Origin of the sequence: Calothrix sp. CCY 0018 (assembly GCF_963920925.1) — a bacterium.
Lineage (GTDB): Bacteria > Cyanobacteriota > Cyanobacteriia > Cyanobacteriales > Nostocaceae > Rivularia.
Map to the genome: position 1 here is coordinate 46,198 of NZ_CAWUDI010000023.1, position 16,189 is coordinate 62,386.

Annotated in this window: 17 protein-coding genes and 1 tRNA gene; 9 read left to right on the plus strand and 9 right to left on the minus strand. The window is 39.2% G+C overall.

The annotated features are described in order from the left end of the window. Window positions 1-31 precede the first annotated feature (31 nt). The 4 genes from secD to ACM03V_RS17550 all read left to right on the plus strand — a co-directional run bounded on the left by secD (window position 32) and on the right by ACM03V_RS17550 (window position 3,671). On the plus strand, window positions 32-1,459 hold the full coding sequence (secD, locus tag ACM03V_RS17535) for a protein translocase subunit SecD (protein ID WP_414622084.1): 1,428 nt from the start codon (window positions 32-34) through the stop codon (window positions 1,457-1,459). Beyond that, entirely contained in the window at window positions 1,456-2,433 is a 978-nt protein-coding gene (gene secF / locus ACM03V_RS17540; RefSeq protein ID WP_414622085.1) for a protein translocase subunit SecF, read from the plus strand. The genes secD and secF overlap by 4 nt, the downstream gene beginning before the upstream one ends. 147 nt (window positions 2,434-2,580) lie before the next feature. Further along, window positions 2,581-2,970, plus strand: a complete 390-nt coding sequence (locus ACM03V_RS17545) for a hypothetical protein (RefSeq protein ID WP_414622086.1) — start codon at window positions 2,581-2,583, stop codon at window positions 2,968-2,970. Window positions 2,971-3,191: 221 nt separating this feature from the next. After that, on the plus strand, window positions 3,192-3,671 hold the full coding sequence (locus ACM03V_RS17550) for a GNAT family N-acetyltransferase (RefSeq protein WP_414622087.1): 480 nt from the start codon (window positions 3,192-3,194) through the stop codon (window positions 3,669-3,671). Here the strand turns inward: ACM03V_RS17550 and ACM03V_RS17555 are convergent. The 6 genes from ACM03V_RS17555 to ACM03V_RS17580 form a co-directional block, all read right to left on the minus strand. Continuing rightward, a complete protein-coding gene (locus ACM03V_RS17555; protein WP_414622088.1) occupies window positions 3,631-4,551 on the minus strand; it encodes a sensor histidine kinase in 921 nt (306 codons plus the stop codon). The genes ACM03V_RS17550 and ACM03V_RS17555 overlap by 41 nt on opposite strands. A gap of 192 nt (window positions 4,552-4,743) precedes the next feature. Beyond that, entirely contained in the window at window positions 4,744-5,334 is a 591-nt protein-coding gene (locus ACM03V_RS17560) for an L-threonylcarbamoyladenylate synthase (protein ID WP_414622089.1), read from the minus strand. A gap of 88 nt (window positions 5,335-5,422) precedes the next feature. Continuing rightward, window positions 5,423-6,334, minus strand: a complete 912-nt coding sequence (gene prmC, locus ACM03V_RS17565) for a peptide chain release factor N(5)-glutamine methyltransferase (protein WP_414622090.1) — start codon at window positions 6,332-6,334, stop codon at window positions 5,423-5,425. Window positions 6,335-6,374: 40 nt separating this feature from the next. Continuing rightward, window positions 6,375-7,178, minus strand: coding sequence for a Tic22 family protein (locus tag ACM03V_RS17570; RefSeq protein WP_414622091.1), 804 nt, complete (start codon window positions 7,176-7,178; stop codon window positions 6,375-6,377). A gap of 590 nt (window positions 7,179-7,768) precedes the next feature. Continuing rightward, window positions 7,769-7,842: transfer RNA gene (locus ACM03V_RS17575), tRNA-Pro, on the minus strand. 268 nt (window positions 7,843-8,110) lie between these two features. Continuing rightward, on the minus strand, window positions 8,111-8,644 hold the full coding sequence (locus ACM03V_RS17580; RefSeq protein WP_414622092.1) for a GNAT family N-acetyltransferase: 534 nt from the start codon (window positions 8,642-8,644) through the stop codon (window positions 8,111-8,113). 452 nt (window positions 8,645-9,096) lie between these two features. On the opposite strand from ACM03V_RS17580, the gene ACM03V_RS17585 reads away from it, so the two are divergent. Both ACM03V_RS17585 and ACM03V_RS17590 read left to right on the plus strand, forming a co-directional pair. Then, the gene (locus ACM03V_RS17585; RefSeq protein WP_414622093.1) at window positions 9,097-9,816 is read left to right on the plus strand and encodes a hypothetical protein; all 720 of its coding nucleotides are present in this window, start codon (window positions 9,097-9,099) and stop codon (window positions 9,814-9,816) included. A 220-nt stretch (window positions 9,817-10,036) separates the two neighbouring features. Beyond that, window positions 10,037-10,975 carry an alpha/beta fold hydrolase gene (locus ACM03V_RS17590; RefSeq protein ID WP_414622094.1) on the plus strand — a complete coding sequence of 313 codons (939 nt, stop codon included), beginning with the start codon at window positions 10,037-10,039 and terminating at the stop codon, window positions 10,973-10,975. A 146-nt stretch (window positions 10,976-11,121) separates the two neighbouring features. Here the strand turns inward: ACM03V_RS17590 and tsaD are convergent, their stop codons facing one another. Beyond that, window positions 11,122-12,159 carry a tRNA (adenosine(37)-N6)-threonylcarbamoyltransferase complex transferase subunit TsaD gene (gene tsaD / locus ACM03V_RS17595; RefSeq protein ID WP_414622095.1) on the minus strand — a complete coding sequence of 346 codons (1,038 nt, stop codon included), beginning with the start codon at window positions 12,157-12,159 and terminating at the stop codon, window positions 11,122-11,124. A 179-nt stretch (window positions 12,160-12,338) separates the two neighbouring features. Between tsaD and ACM03V_RS17600 the strand changes: the two genes are divergently transcribed. The 3 genes from ACM03V_RS17600 (at window position 12,339) to ACM03V_RS17610 (ending at window position 14,090) form a co-directional block, all read left to right on the plus strand. Next, a complete protein-coding gene (locus tag ACM03V_RS17600) occupies window positions 12,339-12,833 on the plus strand; it encodes a Photosystem I reaction center subunit III (protein ID WP_414622096.1) in 495 nt (164 codons plus the stop codon). Window positions 12,834-13,033: 200 nt separating this feature from the next. Next, complete coding sequence (locus ACM03V_RS17605) at window positions 13,034-13,168, plus strand: Photosystem I reaction center subunit IX (protein ID WP_323241087.1); 135 nt, start codon at window positions 13,034-13,036, stop codon at window positions 13,166-13,168. A gap of 403 nt (window positions 13,169-13,571) precedes the next feature. Continuing rightward, on the plus strand, window positions 13,572-14,090 hold the full coding sequence (locus ACM03V_RS17610) for a photosystem I reaction center subunit XI (protein ID WP_414622143.1): 519 nt from the start codon (window positions 13,572-13,574) through the stop codon (window positions 14,088-14,090). A 129-nt stretch (window positions 14,091-14,219) separates the two neighbouring features. Here the strand turns inward: ACM03V_RS17610 and gmk are convergent, their stop codons facing one another. Further along, window positions 14,220-14,834: a guanylate kinase gene (gene gmk, locus ACM03V_RS17615; protein ID WP_414622097.1), complete on the minus strand. Its 615-nt coding sequence runs from the start codon at window positions 14,832-14,834 to the stop codon at window positions 14,220-14,222. Between the two features lie 193 nt (window positions 14,835-15,027). Then, entirely contained in the window at window positions 15,028-15,294 is a 267-nt protein-coding gene (gene remA / locus ACM03V_RS17620; RefSeq protein WP_015117729.1) for an extracellular matrix/biofilm regulator RemA, read from the minus strand. Window positions 15,295-16,189 lie beyond the last annotated feature (895 nt).

The window sequence follows — 16,189 nt, forward strand, 5'->3', positions numbered from 1 at the left end:
TATAGCGTTTGTCGCGCTTTTTGGGGATGGTATGCAAAAACAGCGATTGTTTTTAGCTTTAATTTTTGTTTTAGTAATTGCCGCAGTGACGGTAATTGCTACTATTAAGGTGCCTTTAGGGCTAGATTTAAAAGGAGGTTCGCAACTAACTATTCAGGTTAAAACGACTCCTGAAATCAAGCAGATAGGCGAACGTGAATTGGAAGCGGTGCAAACGGTTCTCGGTAATCGAGTTAACGGACTCGGTGTTTCCGAACCTTTAATTCAAACTGTTGGAAACGATAAAATTTCAGTTCAGTTACCTGGAGTTAGCGATCCAGAACAAGCCGAACGGGTTTTAGGTGGTACGGCACAATTAGAGTTTAAGACTCAAAAGCCGGAAACGGAAGCTCAACTTTTTGCTTTAAGAGCTAATCGCGAACAACTCAGAGCCACACAAGCAGAGTTACTTGCTGCTGAAGAAAAAGATGCTGGTGCAATTGAGAAAAATCAACAAGAATTAAAAACGAATCAAGAGGCAATTTCTGAATTATATGCAAGTTTAGAAACGCCGCTAACAGGTAAATATTTAACTAATGCAAACGCTTTAAGCCCCCAACAAGGTGGGCGTGGTTGGAGTGCGGGACTTGAATTCGATCAAAAAGGTGGCGAGCTATTTGCCGAGTTGACCAAAAACCTTGCAGGTACTGGACGCAGTATTGGTATTTTTCTTGATAATGAATTAATTAGCGCCGCTTCTGTAGGACCTCAATTTGCGAACACGGGAATTACTGGTGGTAATGCTGTAATTGAAGGAGACTTTACAGCTCAAGAAGCTCAAGATTTAGCAGTGCAGTTGCGCGGTGGTTCTCTACCAGTACCGATAGAAATTGTCGAGAATCGTACAGTCGGTGCCACATTAGGAAGAGACAGTATTAACCGCAGTGTTTACGCTGGTGTTGGTGGCTTAATTTTAGTATTAATATTTATGGTGGTTTACTACAGACTACCCGGAATTATTGCTAATATCGCGCTGTTAATTTATGCTCTTTTGACTTGGGCTTGTTTCGCTTTACTTGGCGTAACTTTAACTTTACCGGGTATTGCCGGTTTTATTCTCAGTATTGGTATGGCGGTTGATGCTAACGTACTGATTTTTGAGCGCACCCGCGAAGAATTACGAGCAGGTAAATCGCTGTATCGCTCTGTGGAATCTGGTTTTTACCGAGCATGGTCTAGTATTTTAGATAGTAATGTCACTACACTGATTGCCTGTGCAGCGCTGTTTCAGTTTGGATTTGGCTTAGTCAAAGGCTTTGCCGTAACTTTGGCTGTAGGGGTAGCAGTTAGTATGTTTACAGCAGTAACTTGTAGCCGCACGTTAATGTTTTTAGCAATCAGAATTGATTCATTACGTAAGCCAGAACTTTTCTGTCCTAACCTGCCAACATCAATAAATAAAGCAGGGGTAGCCAGATGAAAATAAGTGTTAATAAATCGCGAACTTTATGGTGGAGTATTTCCGGTGCTATCATCTTAGCTGGCATCATCTCTATGCTGGTATCTTGGCAGCAGATTGGCGCACCGCTTCGTCCCAGTTTAGATTTTATCGGTGGTACGCGATTGCAGTTTGAACGAGACTGCACGTTACCAAATAACTGCGATCGACCAATTGATATCAATACAGTCCGAGAAGTTGTAGAATCTCAGGAATTAGCCGATAGCAGCATCCAGCTTATTGCTGACGGAGAAACTGGTGAAAACAATGGCGTATTAATTCGTACAAAAACTTTAGATGTAGATAAGCGCACCCAGTTACAAACTGCTTTAACTGAAAAGATTGGTACTTTTGACCCAAAAAAAAGTCAGATTGATACTGTAGGCCCTACTTTAGGAAGGCAATTATTTAACAGTGGAATAACTTCTTTGATTGTCGCTTTTGCTGGTATTGTAATTTACCTGTCTTTCAGGTTTCAGAAAGACTACGCAGTATTTGCGATTATCGCGACTTTTCACGATATCTTAATGACAACGGGGATTTTCTCGATATTTGGATTATTATTCGGTTTAGAAATTGATAGCTTATTTATTGTCGCTTTACTTACCATCACGGGTTTCTCAGTTAACGATACCGTAGTAATTTACGATAGAATTCGCGAAACTCTCAAAGTAAACCCCAATCGTCCCATAGTTGAAGTTGTAGACGATGCGGTAAATCAAACCTTAGCGCGATCGATAAATACCACGCTCACAACTTTACTGTCATTAATTGCTATCTTCCTATTTGGTGGGGAAACACTTAAGAATTTTGCTCTAGCGTTAATTCTTGGTTTCGTCGCCGGAGCATATTCCAGTATTTTTATTGCCAGCACGCTTCTAGCTTGGTGGCGCTCTCGACAAGAAAAATCAAACCCTCCTGCTGGAGACAGCGAACAGTTAACAGTTAACAGTTAACAGTTAACAGTTAACTGTTATGAGTGAGGAGTGAGGAGTAAGTAAGGTTAAAGGTTAAAGGTTAAAGTTTAAATTCTCCTTGTCCCCTTGTCCCCTTGTCTCCCGCTCTCCCCCCTCTTTCCCCTCCCCCCTCTCCCCATCTCTTTCATGGCTCAAGTAGAACAACCATCGTCTGATTCATCTTTTAATCAGCAGGTGCAAAGATTGCATCGGCTGACGGTTTACGGTAGATGGCTGTTAGCTGGATTTTTATGGGTGACTATAGCACCTTTGTGCTTGTGGGAATTGCGTGAAGATATTAAGTTATTGCAGCAATATTTTACCTGGGCTTCGGTGCGATATGGTCTATTTTTCAGCCCTTTTGCTGCCATTGGACTCAGTTTATGTGTAGGTATGACTGCTAGTGTTTTAGTTTGGCAAAGTCGTAATATATTATTTGGTTTGCCAGCCTCAGAAAAACAGCGTTTGGAAAAGCAAGTTTATCGCATTCGTCAGCAAGGTTCTTCTCATCCTTTGTGGAAATGGGTTTGCAAATAGTTTTAAAATTAAGTTTTGCTATTAATTATTGATATGTTAACTTTTAATTAGTTGTATTGAGAAAGTATAAGTTTTGTGTTTTAAAATTAAGTCTTACATTAATAGAAAAATACGGTGTTCTAGTTTTTTATATCTCAAACTCCCCGATTCTTTGACGCTGCGTAAGTAAGATTTATGCTGGTGTAACTTCGATTAATATAATTTTTAGGTGGTTACAATAAATGAATAATTCTCAGATTTTATTTAGCGATGCAAAATCGAAAATTGATGTAGAGCAATTACAAAAACTATTTACTTTGGGCGCTTTTTGGGCTACAGAGCGCAATATAGAAGATTTAACGGAAGCGATAAAAAATAGCGAACCAGTAATTGCTGTGTGGAATAAACAGCAACTAATCGGTTTTGCTAGAGCAACAAGTGACGGTGTTTATCGTGCTACGATTTGGGATGTTGTAATTCATCCAGACTTTCGCGGAACTGGGTTGGGTAGTAAATTAGTCGAAACGGTTTTGAGTCATCCGAGGATGAATAAGGTTGAACGTGTCTATTTGATGACTACTCACCAACAAAAATTTTACGAAAAGATTGGCTTTGAGCAGAATATTTCCACCACAATGGTGATATATAATAATCCGAAAAATCTAACAAATCTAGATACTCTTAGTGCTGTAACTCAGCTAACTGAGTTCCTAGAGGGATAGAAATTTGCAGCCTGGAAAGATGTTCGTCTCTATCATCCGGATAGGAAACAATTTCGAGTTTTCCTTTCATTACTTCAAGTAAAGTTTGATTTAGCAATAGCTTCATTCCTGCTTGGAGTTGCTCGATCTCTTCTTCGTCCATCTTTTTATCGCCTTCCCACTTAATCAAATCTACGGGTTCGTTAGAAGGAATAGCTTCGCGGGGTACATCCAGCCAAATCAAAGCAATATTATTCTTATGATCAGCCTTGGTGGAAATAGTTATTGTACCTTCTTCCATTCGAGAAACAGCAGTATCTATCAAGGTGACTAATATTTGTTTTAACCAGCGCCAATCTGCACAAACATAAATTTCCTCGTTTGGTTGTAATATCTTAAACGGGTAATTACGATTTTCAGCAAGCATATAAGTTAATTCATGTACTTCCTCTAAAATTTTATTTAATGGGTAAGACTGAATATCTAACTTACTATTGCCATGTTCGGCTCTGGCAATATGAAGAATTTCATCAATAAGATTTAATAACTGTAAAGCTCGTTCGTGAGCTTGCCCGATAAATTCACGTTCTTCTTCTGGATTTTCACATAAATCCGATAAAATTAATTGATGCAGCCCAATTAAACCATTAAGTGGCGATCGCAATACATGAGTAGTCCGAGCTAGAAATCCGGCTTTAAACTGACTCATTTCCCGTGCCATATGGTAAGCCAGTTCAACTTCTCTCATTCGTTGAGATAGCTCTAACACATCTTGTTTATTTTCTAGTTCTGGCGGGGTAAATTCCGATTTATTAGAAGTCTTTGAGTTTAGCAAAAACTTGTAAATGCCTATTCCTGATGCTAATCCAGCGGCAAAATATACCCAGTTATTCCAATCCATAATTTTTTGCTAAATAAGAAGTTCTTAATTGATTACAAGGGTACGATATTCGATGACCTATTATTTATAAATACTGAAATAATACAGCAAAATTATCTCAAGACAGCAAAAAAACTCAGTACGCTTTCTACTCCCTCTCTCAATAAATATTCTGCCAACTAACGGGATTTTTATATTCAAATATTCAAATATTCAAATATCCAAATTAATTGCCCCTTGCCGTAAAATCTGCCATTTTTTACCATCCCACTTAGCAACAGTCGAAGGAATACCTATAGCAGGCGTTTTACTATCATATGCTGTTGTCGCCAAAGTTAGTATATTTGGAAACTCTGTTTCAATTTCCGCGATGGTTTGCAAAGGAGGTTTTCCAGACAAATTAGCGCTAGTAGTGGCAAGCGGACCTGTTTGAGATAAAATACTGCGAGCAATATCGCTTCGAGGAACTCTAACACCAATTGTAGTAGGGTCATTAGGGTTCATGCATGACGGCACTTTCTCAGATGCAGGCAATACTAAAGTTAGCGCTCCACCCCAGTATTTTTCAGCCACGCGCTGCCAAATTTCAAACTCTTCTTGACTACCTTTGACAAAATCCCATATTTGCTCAGAGTCAGCCGCCATAAGTATTAGCGGCTTATTCATACTGCGCTGTTTTACTGTAAAAATTAATTCTGCATTTTTCGGTAAAGCCGCCAGTGCGGGAACAGTATCTGTAGGAAAGCTAATTACTTTACCACTTCTAGCTTTCGCTACCAACTCAGCAATAGAAACCTGTGTCATTTGTCAGTTATCAGTTATTAGTGACCAGTTATCAGTTAATAATTTTATATTTATAACTCTTAACTCATAACTCCTAACTCTCTACTCCCTACTCCCTACTCTTATAAGCAAGGGCAAAACGTTCAATTCCAGCTAAATCGTGGTGAATTTCAATTTTGCTGTAGCTACCGTTATTATGCAGCATTTGAGTTACTTTATCTGCTTGTCCTGCCATCATTTCAACCAACCATATTCCACCAGGTTTTAAATAGTTTGATGAAACTTCTATCAAATGGCGGATGCATTCTAAACCGTCGCGGCCACCATCTAAGGCTAAATGCGGTTCGTGCTTATATACTTCCGGTTGCAGTTCGGGTAAGGTATTCGTAGGAATATAAGGTGGATTGGATACCATGCCGCTAAATTCGCCTTTAAGAAAATTTAACGGTTCCCACCAAAAACCTTGATAGAATTTAATGCGATCGCCTAAATTGTAATTATCGGCGTTTAACCGAGCAATAGAAAGGGCTTCGGAAGAACGATCTACAGCATGAATTTTTGCTTGACTAAAAGCCTTGGCTAGTCCTAAAGCGATGATTCCGCTACCAGTACCCAAATCAGCCCAATTTCCTTGCTGCATTGTTGAGTTGTCAGCGGTTGCGGAAGCAGCTAAGTCAATTAAAAATTCGGTTTCCGGTCTGGGAATTAAAACTGAGGGTGAAACTTTAATATTAAAATGTCGCCAGGTCGTAGTTTTTGCAATGTACTGCACTGGAAGACTTTCGTTGAGTCTTTGTTGCCACAGTTTTGATAATTCTTCTAAGGGTAACTTTAGCTGGATTTGAGACTTTTCTTTAAAAGAACCAATACGCAGCGCTAAAGAGTCCAGCCCAGCTATTTCCTGCAACAGCCAATCTACTTCACTAGAAGAAACATTAACGGATAGAGCAGCCGATATCGCAGTATCTCGCCATTCGGAAAGTTTTTCGCCAGATACTTGTAGCTGCTGCTTATCCGCCATGTCTTAATTAAAAATTAGAATTGAGGTGTAAATAAATGTACTATTTTTTCTTTGCGGGTGCCGAGCTAGGGGCGCTTTGCTTGGGAAGATTCTGAATATATTGCCTAGCTTCTGGATTTGGGAAAAAGACTACTCTATCGAGCCAAGGGTCGTTTTTCTCTTGCAAAGTATTTAGTATCCCGTCTACGTCTACCACCTGAATATCAGCTTTGGGAAATTTCGGCTTTACTTGGTTTAGCAGATTCTGAGCGTCTTGCATACTAAAGAACACCGGAACTACTTCCTGTTCGGCTTTCTGATCTCCTAATTTAATTGGTACGTAGCTTTTGTCTGGTGCAAATCTAACCAGATAAGTAGGTACGCTTGTAAACTGCTTTACTTGTTGACCGCTTTTTTTCAATAAGTCCATAGCAGCCTTAATTTCCTTATCAACGGGTTTAAAGGCAAATAATAAGCGGTTGGGTTCGTTTTTGGTTTTCTGTACTTGCTGGAAAATGACTCCTAAAGGTACCGGAGTGACTTGTAGGCTTTTCACCATCTGAGTCATTTTAGGATCTTTATCTTTTACTTTCTGTAAGTCGCTGATAAAGGCTTGAGCTTCTTGTTTGCTCATATAAACGCCAGTTACAGAACCCGTAGTTTTCTTACCGTTTTGTTCCGGTAGAGGACGACTTAAGGGTAAACCTTGTGGATTGGTAATCAACCATACTGGTATATTATCAAGCTTGCTTTTAATTTGTTGTTCTGATAATGCGATTACTGGGGCAATTCCGCTCGTGACAGTTGCTAGCAGAGTACTCCCCACTATAGCCAACGTTGTTCCCCAGCGAACTAATGATTTCATGACTTCTCCACTTCTTCGGTACTTCAGTAAATTCGAGTCAAGTCAGTTTAGCAATTTAACTGACTTTATCAGTTATAGTCTCTTCAAGAGTTTTTTTGACTATGTTATTTATTGCATCTAAGCCAAGTTGTATTCAATATTATTGATTGATAACAAGGCATAATACTGATTACTGACATTTTTCTTCAGAAAAGGCAAAACCAAAGAGGCGAGCTTCTCAAAGATATCAAATGCCATTCTATTGCTTTTTCTTAAATAATGTTGACGCTTAGGAAAATAAAATCGTTCCATCTAAAATCCTATTAACTAGTTCTTTTTTACACTCTTGCTTAAGTACGGATTTTGTAGTATTAGGGAACCTTTTACTTGTGTTAACCAAAGATATAATATGATTCCAATCGCAAAACTTATGGTCTATTTACAAATAAATATTAGTATTTGAATGATATTCATTACTCATCATATACTTAATATTCTCAAGGAATAATATTCGATATTTTGATTTTTAAATAGTTGCCATAAAAAAAACTTTAGAAACTCTAATCACTCTAAAGTAATCCTTGACAATAATTTTGCGATAAATATCAAAATCGGGATGACAGGATTCGAACCTGCGACATCCTGCTCCCAAAGCAGGCGCGCTACCAAGCTGCGCTACATCCCGAAAAACTTAACCTTTAAATGGCAATATTCATATCATATCACATTTAGTCTCCTGATGGCAAATAAACATTAGGGACTGTTGTCTAATTTGCTTACAAACGGCAATTTGTAATAGTGATTCCGCGCCATAGTGGCGCGGATTTTTGCGTATGATTACAAATAAGTTTAGACTTACCCTCACCTCCATTGCAGGTTGGTGTGGAGGTAGGATTCTGACGATTAAACCTTAAAATAAGTAAATTTTTTAACCCAAATCGTTTAGGAGCGGATTAGTGAGGATACCAAAACATTCCTTTAATGCCTTCTGGATCGGACATAAAACCCAGATTCTGATAAAAGTCTACAACATGGGGGTCTGCAAACAGAGTCACGTTGCTAATATCTTCACTTCTAAGTTTTTTGAGTACGTATTTCATTAATGCCTTACCCATTCCTTTCCCTTGAACGTCTGGGTGAACAACTACATCCCAAATAGTGGCATTGAAGGCATGATCTGAGGTCGCACGGGCAAAACCAACGAGTCTTCTTCTATTTCCTCGTACTTGCCACATAGTGGCTACGAGAAAACTATGCTCGATGGCTTTCTTTACTTTTCTTAAAGGACGACGCGACCAACCTACAGCGTCACAAAGTTCTTCTAACTCATATAGGTCTATATCTCGCTCCGTACTAAAAACTATGCGATCGCCACCACGATTAGAGCTGTCTCCATTAGAAGTAGCGGTATGTTCTTCAAGTCCATGAGTCGTTTTAGTTGTCACGACTCCATCGTTAGTATTAAACCAAGTTTTCCAAAAACCCATGCCAGCCTGGTTCGGGTAGTATAACTGAAGACGGTTTACACGCTTATCGTAGCGAACTTTCTCAAAAAATCTACACCAACCAACTTTCGTTAATTTTTAGAGATTCCATAGACAAAGCCACCGTTGAATAAACGTGTTTAACATCAATTATTTTCAACTTTAGCATCTTGTTGACAGACAGGACGGAAAAAATTAACTAAAAGCTATGCCCAAGGTAAAAAACAATTCTATACAACACTGGCTTAAAATTTTGAGGGACGGCAATATCGTTTCGATCAATTTCCCGCTCAAGACAATTACCGTCGCCGAAAATATACCGTTCAAACGATGTCGCCTTACTGGGCAATCTATACATCGGTAGAACCGGAATATTTGTCAAATATCGAGACGTTTTATTTCTCGCATCTTCCGTTCAAGTATCAATCACAACAAGCTGCGTCTTACCTTTTAAAATGGCTTCTGGTTTAAAAACATCAACACTGGATTTACTCAAACGCTTTAATAAGTCGTTTCCCCAGTTTTACGAGCAATTTGTCAGCAGTGAGATTCAACTGCAAAATTTGCGCCTAGCATATCGCCTTTATAAAACCAGACGTGCCGTTATCGAGTTAAAACCCGAAGGTGGTAAAAGTGCCTTGCATTTCGCCTACCGCAATCAGTCTTTTCTCCTCAGCGATATTTTTGGAGTGCTAGCGGCTTATGGACTGACAATTCACAGTTTAAGTTTGTACGGACAAATTAAACCACCAATGTTAGTTTTCATGAAACTAATTGTTTCTCGCGGTAGCAAAGCTCTTTCGGAGAAAACAGCAGAAAACGCCTGCCGTGCAATTCGCGAAGCTTTGGGAGGACGCTTCGAGGTAGAAGAAATGCTAGCAGTCGAATTTAACCTCGATGCTGGTTTAGAAAAAGTAGAAACCGAGTTTTATGTAGATCCGGTATTTCATTTACCAGCTTTAGTTATTGAAGCTGATAACCAACCCGGATTATTCTATAAAGTTATGTACGCTATGTGGCTTGAGGATTTGCTTGTAGTAAATGCGAACTTACTAGTTTGGCGAGGACGTACTCGTTTGATTCTTTATTTATTAGGACCTAATGAAAGCTTAATTCCCGAATATTTAGGTCACAAAATTGCCGAAAGCGTGCGGGGGAGATTTCTCGGTGGATGAATATCTTTGTATATAAAACTATAAAAAATGCGAACCTGTAGCTGTAAAAATTAAACTAGATATAGCTAGGTGCCTAATCCAATCTTTTATAATACTTGCCTCCGCACAAAACTCCTGGAGCCGATCGCCCTTTGATGCTGCAAACATTCAATCGGGAGTTTTTTAGTTTTTTTCGTAAACAAAGCTGTTTTATCGAAGAATGTCCTTAAAGGTACGTGCTATGAGATCGGCAACTATCGAAATCTTCGGCGTTCCCCACGCATACGAACTACGTGGTCCCAAAACAACAGAATACACCTTAGTATTTATTCACGGTTGGTTAAATAGCCGTGAATATTGGCAACCCGCCATCGAACGCTTACAGCCAGATATGAAATGCCTCTCATATGACTTGCGGGGTTTTGGGGAATCTCAACTCAAACAAAAAACTGATATAGCTAGCGATATGCCTATCTCATCTAGCTTCGCTAATCGCACTTCTTCAGATTTAACTGTTACGGAGCGCAAGACTTCTGATAATCCCTTTGATTCTTTTTACACACCAGCCGCCTACGTAGAGGATTTAGTAATGCTGCTGCAACAGTTGAATTTAGATAATGTTTGGTTGATCGGTCACTCCCTTGGTGGCACCATAGCTTTATGGGCAGCGGCTCGAATGCATCAAGAAGTCAAAGGGGTAATCTGTATCAATTCCGGTGGTGGAATTTATCTTAAAGAATCCTTTGAAAAATTTCGTACCGCAGGACAGCGTTTTTTACAATTTCGTCCCAAATGGTTATCTCAAGTACCTTTAATTGACTTACTGTTTGCCAGAAATTCTGTAGCGCGTCCCTTAGAACCTCATTGGGCACGTCAGCGGATCGTGGATTTTTTAGTAGCCGATCCCCAAGCTGCTTTAGGAACGCTACTAGACTCTACAACAGAAGAAGCAATAAATTATTTACCTCAATTAGTATCTCAACTTAAACAGCCAGTATATTTCTTAGCTGGTGCCGAAGATAAAGTCATGGAACCAAAGTACGTTCGTCACTTAGCTAGTTTTCATCCTTTGTTCAAAGACTGCGGTGACAACGTAATCGAAATCCCCAACTGCGGACACTTAGCAATGTTAGAACAGCCAGATATTGTCGCCGAACGTATTCGCTCTATTATCAATTAAATTTAGGGGCATTGGGCATTGGGCATTGGGCATTGGACATGGGGAGAATTTCAACCTTTGACTTTAACCCTTAATCTAAAATCTAAAATCTAAAATCTAAAATCTAAAATTTTTAGAACTCCTAACTCCTAACTCCTAACTCCTAACTAATACAGTTCCATAACCCGATTCAACCCTAATCTTGATTCAACGCCAAGGTTCAAGGAAGAAGTATGTCCCCTCGAAAGATGATCTGCGGCACAACAACCTATCATGGCGGCGTTATCGGTACAAAATTTTAAAGCAGGGAATAACACTCGCAGGTTATGAGTTTGTGCAGCGGCTTGTAAATGCTCTCTCAAAGCGCTATTAGCTGCGACTCCACCACCTACGGTAATAGTATCCAAGCCATAATCTAAAGCGCAATTTATAGCTCTTTTAGTCAATGCTCTGGCTACGGTATTCTGAAAGCTGGCTGCTACATCTGCTACTGGTACTACAGGATTATCTTTCTCTAACTGCTGTACCAGTCGCAATACTGCTGTCTTTAACCCGCTAAAACTAGCATCATAGGGATGATAGCCACCGCTCTGTAAAGATACTCTTCCTTCTGGTAATTTGAAAGCGCTAGAATTTCCTTTTTGGGCTAATCTATCGATTATTGGGCCACCGGGATATCCCAGCTTTAACAACCGCGCTACTTTGTCAAATGCTTCTCCTGCTGCGTCATCGCGGGTGGTTCCAAGGCTTTCATAGATTCCGCAATCTTTAACGTGAATTAAGCTCGTATGTCCCCCCGAAACTAACAAACTTAGAAATGGAGTCTTAAGACTTGGTTCGGTTAAATAATTAGCGTAAATATGACCTTCGAGGTGGTGAACTCCTAAAAATGGTAAGGAATGTACCATACACAGAGTTTTTGCGGCAGTTAATCCTACTAACAATGCCCCTACCAATCCAGGGGCGCAAGTTGCGGCTACACCATCAATTCCGCTCCAATCTAATTGCGCTTGTTCTAAAGCTTGGGCTACGCATTGATTTATCGTTTCCAGATGCATTCGGGAGGCGACTTCTGGTACTACCCCACCGTAGTTTGTATGCACCGAAATTTGCGAAGCAACAATGTTGCTAAGAACTTTACGATTATTAACAATTGCTACGGCAGTTTCATCGCAGCTAGTTTCTATCGCTAAAACAGTTGGCATCTATCAAGTTTCTATGAATAAAAATTTTGTTGTAGAAGCTTTAACTTTTATTTACTTCAACTTTACTCAGTTTACGCATCAAGAGTATGATCGCTTCTTAGTAAGACAAATTTAACTTTGTACGAGCCGCTTCGTTTTGTACAAACAATTTTTGTTTCGTAATAAAGGGAAACAATTTCATGCGACGCTTGTTTGCTCTAATTTTAACTGTTTGTTTGGCGTTTAATTTCGCCCCACCAGCTTTTGCTCTAGGTGCCGATCTAGTACAATGCAGCGAATCTCCTGCTTTTCAACAACGTGCAGCAGATGCCCGCAACACAACTTCCGATCCCAATTCCGGAGAAAACCGTTTTGAACGTTATTCTCAGGCATTGTGCGGTCCAGAGGGCCTACCTCATTTGATTGTTGATGGTCGTTTAAGCCGTGCTGGTGACTTTCTAATTCCGAGCATTTTATTTCTTTATATGGCTGGCTGGATTGGTTGGGTAGGACGTGCCTACCTCATAGCCGTTAGACAAGAAAAAGATGCTGAAATGAAGGAAGTAATTATCGACGTACCTACAGCATTACCACTAATGCTTTCTGGTTTTGCTTGGCCCGCAGCAGCAATCAAAGAATTCCTTTCGGGTGAATTGACTGCAAAAGATGAAGAAATTCCAATTTCTCCTCGCTAGTAGCAATTGTTAGTTAAGAGAATTTGAGTTAAGGGACCCTAGCTATAAAAAGACAAGCTAATTATTAATTATTGTTAACTAATAGTTGATTTATTGGCTGTCTTTATTAGTTGTCTTTTAAAGAACTTTTCTTAATTATACAGGGGCGTAAATCTACTCATCTAAAATCCATTAAAGCTCATTATTTGGGAGTAAAATCCATGCAGCAGAATGATTTATTGAAGTATCTTTCTCTCGCACCAGTCCTACTGTTTGGCTGGTTAATATTTACTGCGATTTTGTTGATCGTATTCAACTACATTTTTCCCGACTTATTGTTCCATCCACTACCGTAAGAATGTCTCTATAAAAAATGGGGCTGTCTTGCTGTATCTGGTTATTGGAGCCAAATTTGGACAAAACTTTACTATTAAACTAGAAGGCTTTGTCAAAAGAATGCCCTATTTTTTATTGGTTCTCGGCTTTATTGGGTATACAAGAGATTTTTTAAAGTTGGCGGTTCCCAAGTAACTTATAACTCTGAAGAAACTCTTACTTTATGTAGGAATAATTTGCGATCGTACTCGCTTTTGCTCTAAGAGGGTAGAAGCGAGTTTTGTATATATTTATGTTTATTTATGTTTATTTATGTTTATTAACTTTTCTAAAAATTACTGTTAAAAATCTCCTCCAGATACAATTATTAATATGGAGAAAAATATCAAGTTATTTGAGAGGTAAAAATAAAATATGTCAAATATCGCCCAAGCAGCAGATGCATCCAAAAATAAATCTAGCGACCCTAGAAATCAGGAAGTTGTTTTTGCAGCGGAAGGTAATCCGCAGCTAGGCAACCTAGAAACGCCAATAAATTCTTCTCCCCTAAGCAAGTGGTTTATTAGAAATTTGCCTGCTTATCGTCCCGATCACACTCCGTTCAGACGTGGATTAGAAGTTGGTATGGCTCATGGCTACTTCTTATTTGGCCCATTCGCTAAATTGGGACCGCTGCGTAATGCACCACCCGCTAACTTGGCTGGGTTACTTTCCACAATCGGCTTGGTTGTAATTCTCACTGCTTGCTTATCTTTGTATGCAAATAGCAACCCACCTAAACCAGTTGCCACTGTTACCGTCCCCAATCCCCCTAGTGCTTTTAACACCACCGAAGGTTGGAACAACTTTGCTAGTGCTTTTCTAATTGGCGGTATTGGTGGTGGGGTGACAGCTTACTTCTTAACCAGTAACCTGGGGTTTATCCAAGGTTTATTCGGTTGATATTGAATTATTCCCATACCTGGTTTAACAACTAGGTGTCAAAAATGGTAAAGGCGAAAGGACACAAACAAAGACTCAGATGGTCTTAGTTGGTGTCCTTTATTTATTATTTATGCTATATACGCGGCATTAAAATAATTCCCCATCTGAAAAGATTGCTACTTCAATGTCATGAATGGCCGTTTCTAAGTCGTCATTTACGATTTGAAGGTCGAACTCATCAGCAGAGTCAATTTCTTCTTTAGCACGCTTTAGACGGCGGGATATAGCGTCTTCTGTATCCTTTTTCCTACCGCGTATCCGTTTCTCTAATTCATTAAATGAAGGTGGAAGTATAAAAATACTTAACAGTTCGGGAAATGCCGCGCGAATTTGTCGTGCGCCTTCCAACTCAATTTCAAGCAATACAGACTTTCCAGACTCCATCAAGTTAATTGCTGGCTTGCGAGGAGTGCCGTATAGATTACCGGCAAATTCAGCCCATTCTAAAAATTCACCTTCTTCAATTAACTGCTGGAATTTACTGCGACTAATAAAATAGTAGTCCTTGCCGTCCACTTCCCCCAGACGAGGAGGACGGGTAGTGGCAGATATCGAGTAATTGAGTTCGGGATGACGCGAAAGAAGTAATCGCATTAGAGTGCCTTTTCCGACACCACTAGGACCTATTAAAACAATGAGTTTCCCCGGAGACAGTAATTTGTTAGTAGTAGCACCACTTTTGGTCGATAACACTTGCATCATCCGCTTTCTCTGTGAATCATTTATATACATTATTCACTAGTCAGCAGCCATTTGTTAGTTTGGCAAATGACTATTAACTAGCGAGGCTTGTAACATGAACGACTTTTTAAATCGCTTAATTCACATGGTACAAAAAAATGTATACATTCACCTAAGTAGAGATATTGGTTCCGAGATGGAACCCATACCACTTTTAGTTATCTACAACATGATGCTCGCGGGAAATAACGAAACGATTCGCTACCGTTTCTGGCTGGATAGCCGAAAGGATAACGTGACTCGAATCAGTGATAATAACAGCCCTTGTCCGACGACCGTAAGTTGCATCAATCAGCTGACCTCTATCTCGCGCATCGGTAATTATTCGCTTGATTGGGGCTGATTCTGGACTGACAATTGCAACTACTCGGTTGGCAGAAACAATATTGCCGAAACCGATGTTGATTAACTGAATGTCCATAAAAAAACTGCTATGTAAATGTGTGTGAGGATAAGATACGATTAATCATGCCTTAAAAAGCAACTGTTTTCCATGTTATCCCCAAAAAATAGCACTTACAACGCGCTAATTGGTAATTGCTTTTGTTTTTATTTACAACAGTACTTTTTTTCTTAATTTAGTGCCGCTTTTTCATTCAAAATATTCCTTAAGATATACATATAAATTACCCGAAACAAGGTATTATAGGATTCCCTATAAAATGTGAAGTTTCGATATTATCCGATTCTTCATACCCAGTTTCACTACCCCTACTCACTTTCTACTTCTTAGAGATAGCTGCCTTCATCGGTTTAAACAGTTCTATGATGGCAGTTTACGTAAATTAATAATAATGTTTTTTAGCTTACAATCTCAAAAATCAATATTTACTTATTTTTAATAATCAATGTTCCTAATGGTTACTTAAAAGAATTCTTATACATAGTTTTCTTTAACAGAGCTATTATTTAATATTTACTTAACCATATTGTTCTATAGCAAGTTATTAATCCATACCAGAGCAGTAAAGATTTTAAGTTATAAATAATATCTTTATAAAATGATTCGAGCCTCAAAACTGCCATTTTTAACCTGGGAGATATAGAGTTATTTCCGGAAATTTATTAATCTGGTTATTTGGCGCGAGCAGTTTCTCCTAGTAGTTGACCACATTAATTTTGCTGAGTCATAGAGTTTGTAGTAAGGGCTTTAGCCTTTAATCAGAGGAGGCGCATTTCTCACTACGAACCTTTCACCGGAGGTGCGGCTCATCAAAACTAATCAAATTGAATAGGTTTTCTGTCGCGGGGGCGTTTTATTCATAAAAAAGTACAAGCTAGAAGCCTGTACTATCCGTATTTTTACAAAATTTAAT

Coding starts and splice junctions, on each gene's coding strand:
- secD (WP_414622084.1), top strand. CDS start 32: ATGCAAAAACAGCGATTGTTTTTAGCTTTAATTTTTGTTTTAGTAATT.
- secF (WP_414622085.1), top strand. CDS start 1,456: ATGAAAATAAGTGTTAATAAATCGCGAACTTTATGGTGGAGTATTTCC.
- ACM03V_RS17545 (WP_414622086.1), top strand. CDS start 2,581: ATGGCTCAAGTAGAACAACCATCGTCTGATTCATCTTTTAATCAGCAG.
- ACM03V_RS17550 (WP_414622087.1), top strand. CDS start 3,192: ATGAATAATTCTCAGATTTTATTTAGCGATGCAAAATCGAAAATTGAT.
- ACM03V_RS17555 (WP_414622088.1), bottom strand. CDS start 4,551: ATGGATTGGAATAACTGGGTATATTTTGCCGCTGGATTAGCATCAGGA.
- ACM03V_RS17560 (WP_414622089.1), bottom strand. CDS start 5,334: ATGACACAGGTTTCTATTGCTGAGTTGGTAGCGAAAGCTAGAAGTGGT.
- prmC (WP_414622090.1), bottom strand. CDS start 6,334: ATGGCGGATAAGCAGCAGCTACAAGTATCTGGCGAAAAACTTTCCGAA.
- ACM03V_RS17570 (WP_414622091.1), bottom strand. CDS start 7,178: ATGAAATCATTAGTTCGCTGGGGAACAACGTTGGCTATAGTGGGGAGT.
- ACM03V_RS17580 (WP_414622092.1), bottom strand. CDS start 8,644: ATGGGTTTTTGGAAAACTTGGTTTAATACTAACGATGGAGTCGTGACA.
- ACM03V_RS17585 (WP_414622093.1), top strand. CDS start 9,097: ATGGCTTCTGGTTTAAAAACATCAACACTGGATTTACTCAAACGCTTT.
- ACM03V_RS17590 (WP_414622094.1), top strand. CDS start 10,037: ATGAGATCGGCAACTATCGAAATCTTCGGCGTTCCCCACGCATACGAA.
- tsaD (WP_414622095.1), bottom strand. CDS start 12,159: ATGCCAACTGTTTTAGCGATAGAAACTAGCTGCGATGAAACTGCCGTA.
- ACM03V_RS17600 (WP_414622096.1), top strand. CDS start 12,339: ATGCGACGCTTGTTTGCTCTAATTTTAACTGTTTGTTTGGCGTTTAAT.
- ACM03V_RS17605 (WP_323241087.1), top strand. CDS start 13,034: ATGCAGCAGAATGATTTATTGAAGTATCTTTCTCTCGCACCAGTCCTA.
- gmk (WP_414622097.1), bottom strand. CDS start 14,834: ATGATGCAAGTGTTATCGACCAAAAGTGGTGCTACTACTAACAAATTA.
- remA (WP_015117729.1), bottom strand. CDS start 15,294: ATGGACATTCAGTTAATCAACATCGGTTTCGGCAATATTGTTTCTGCC.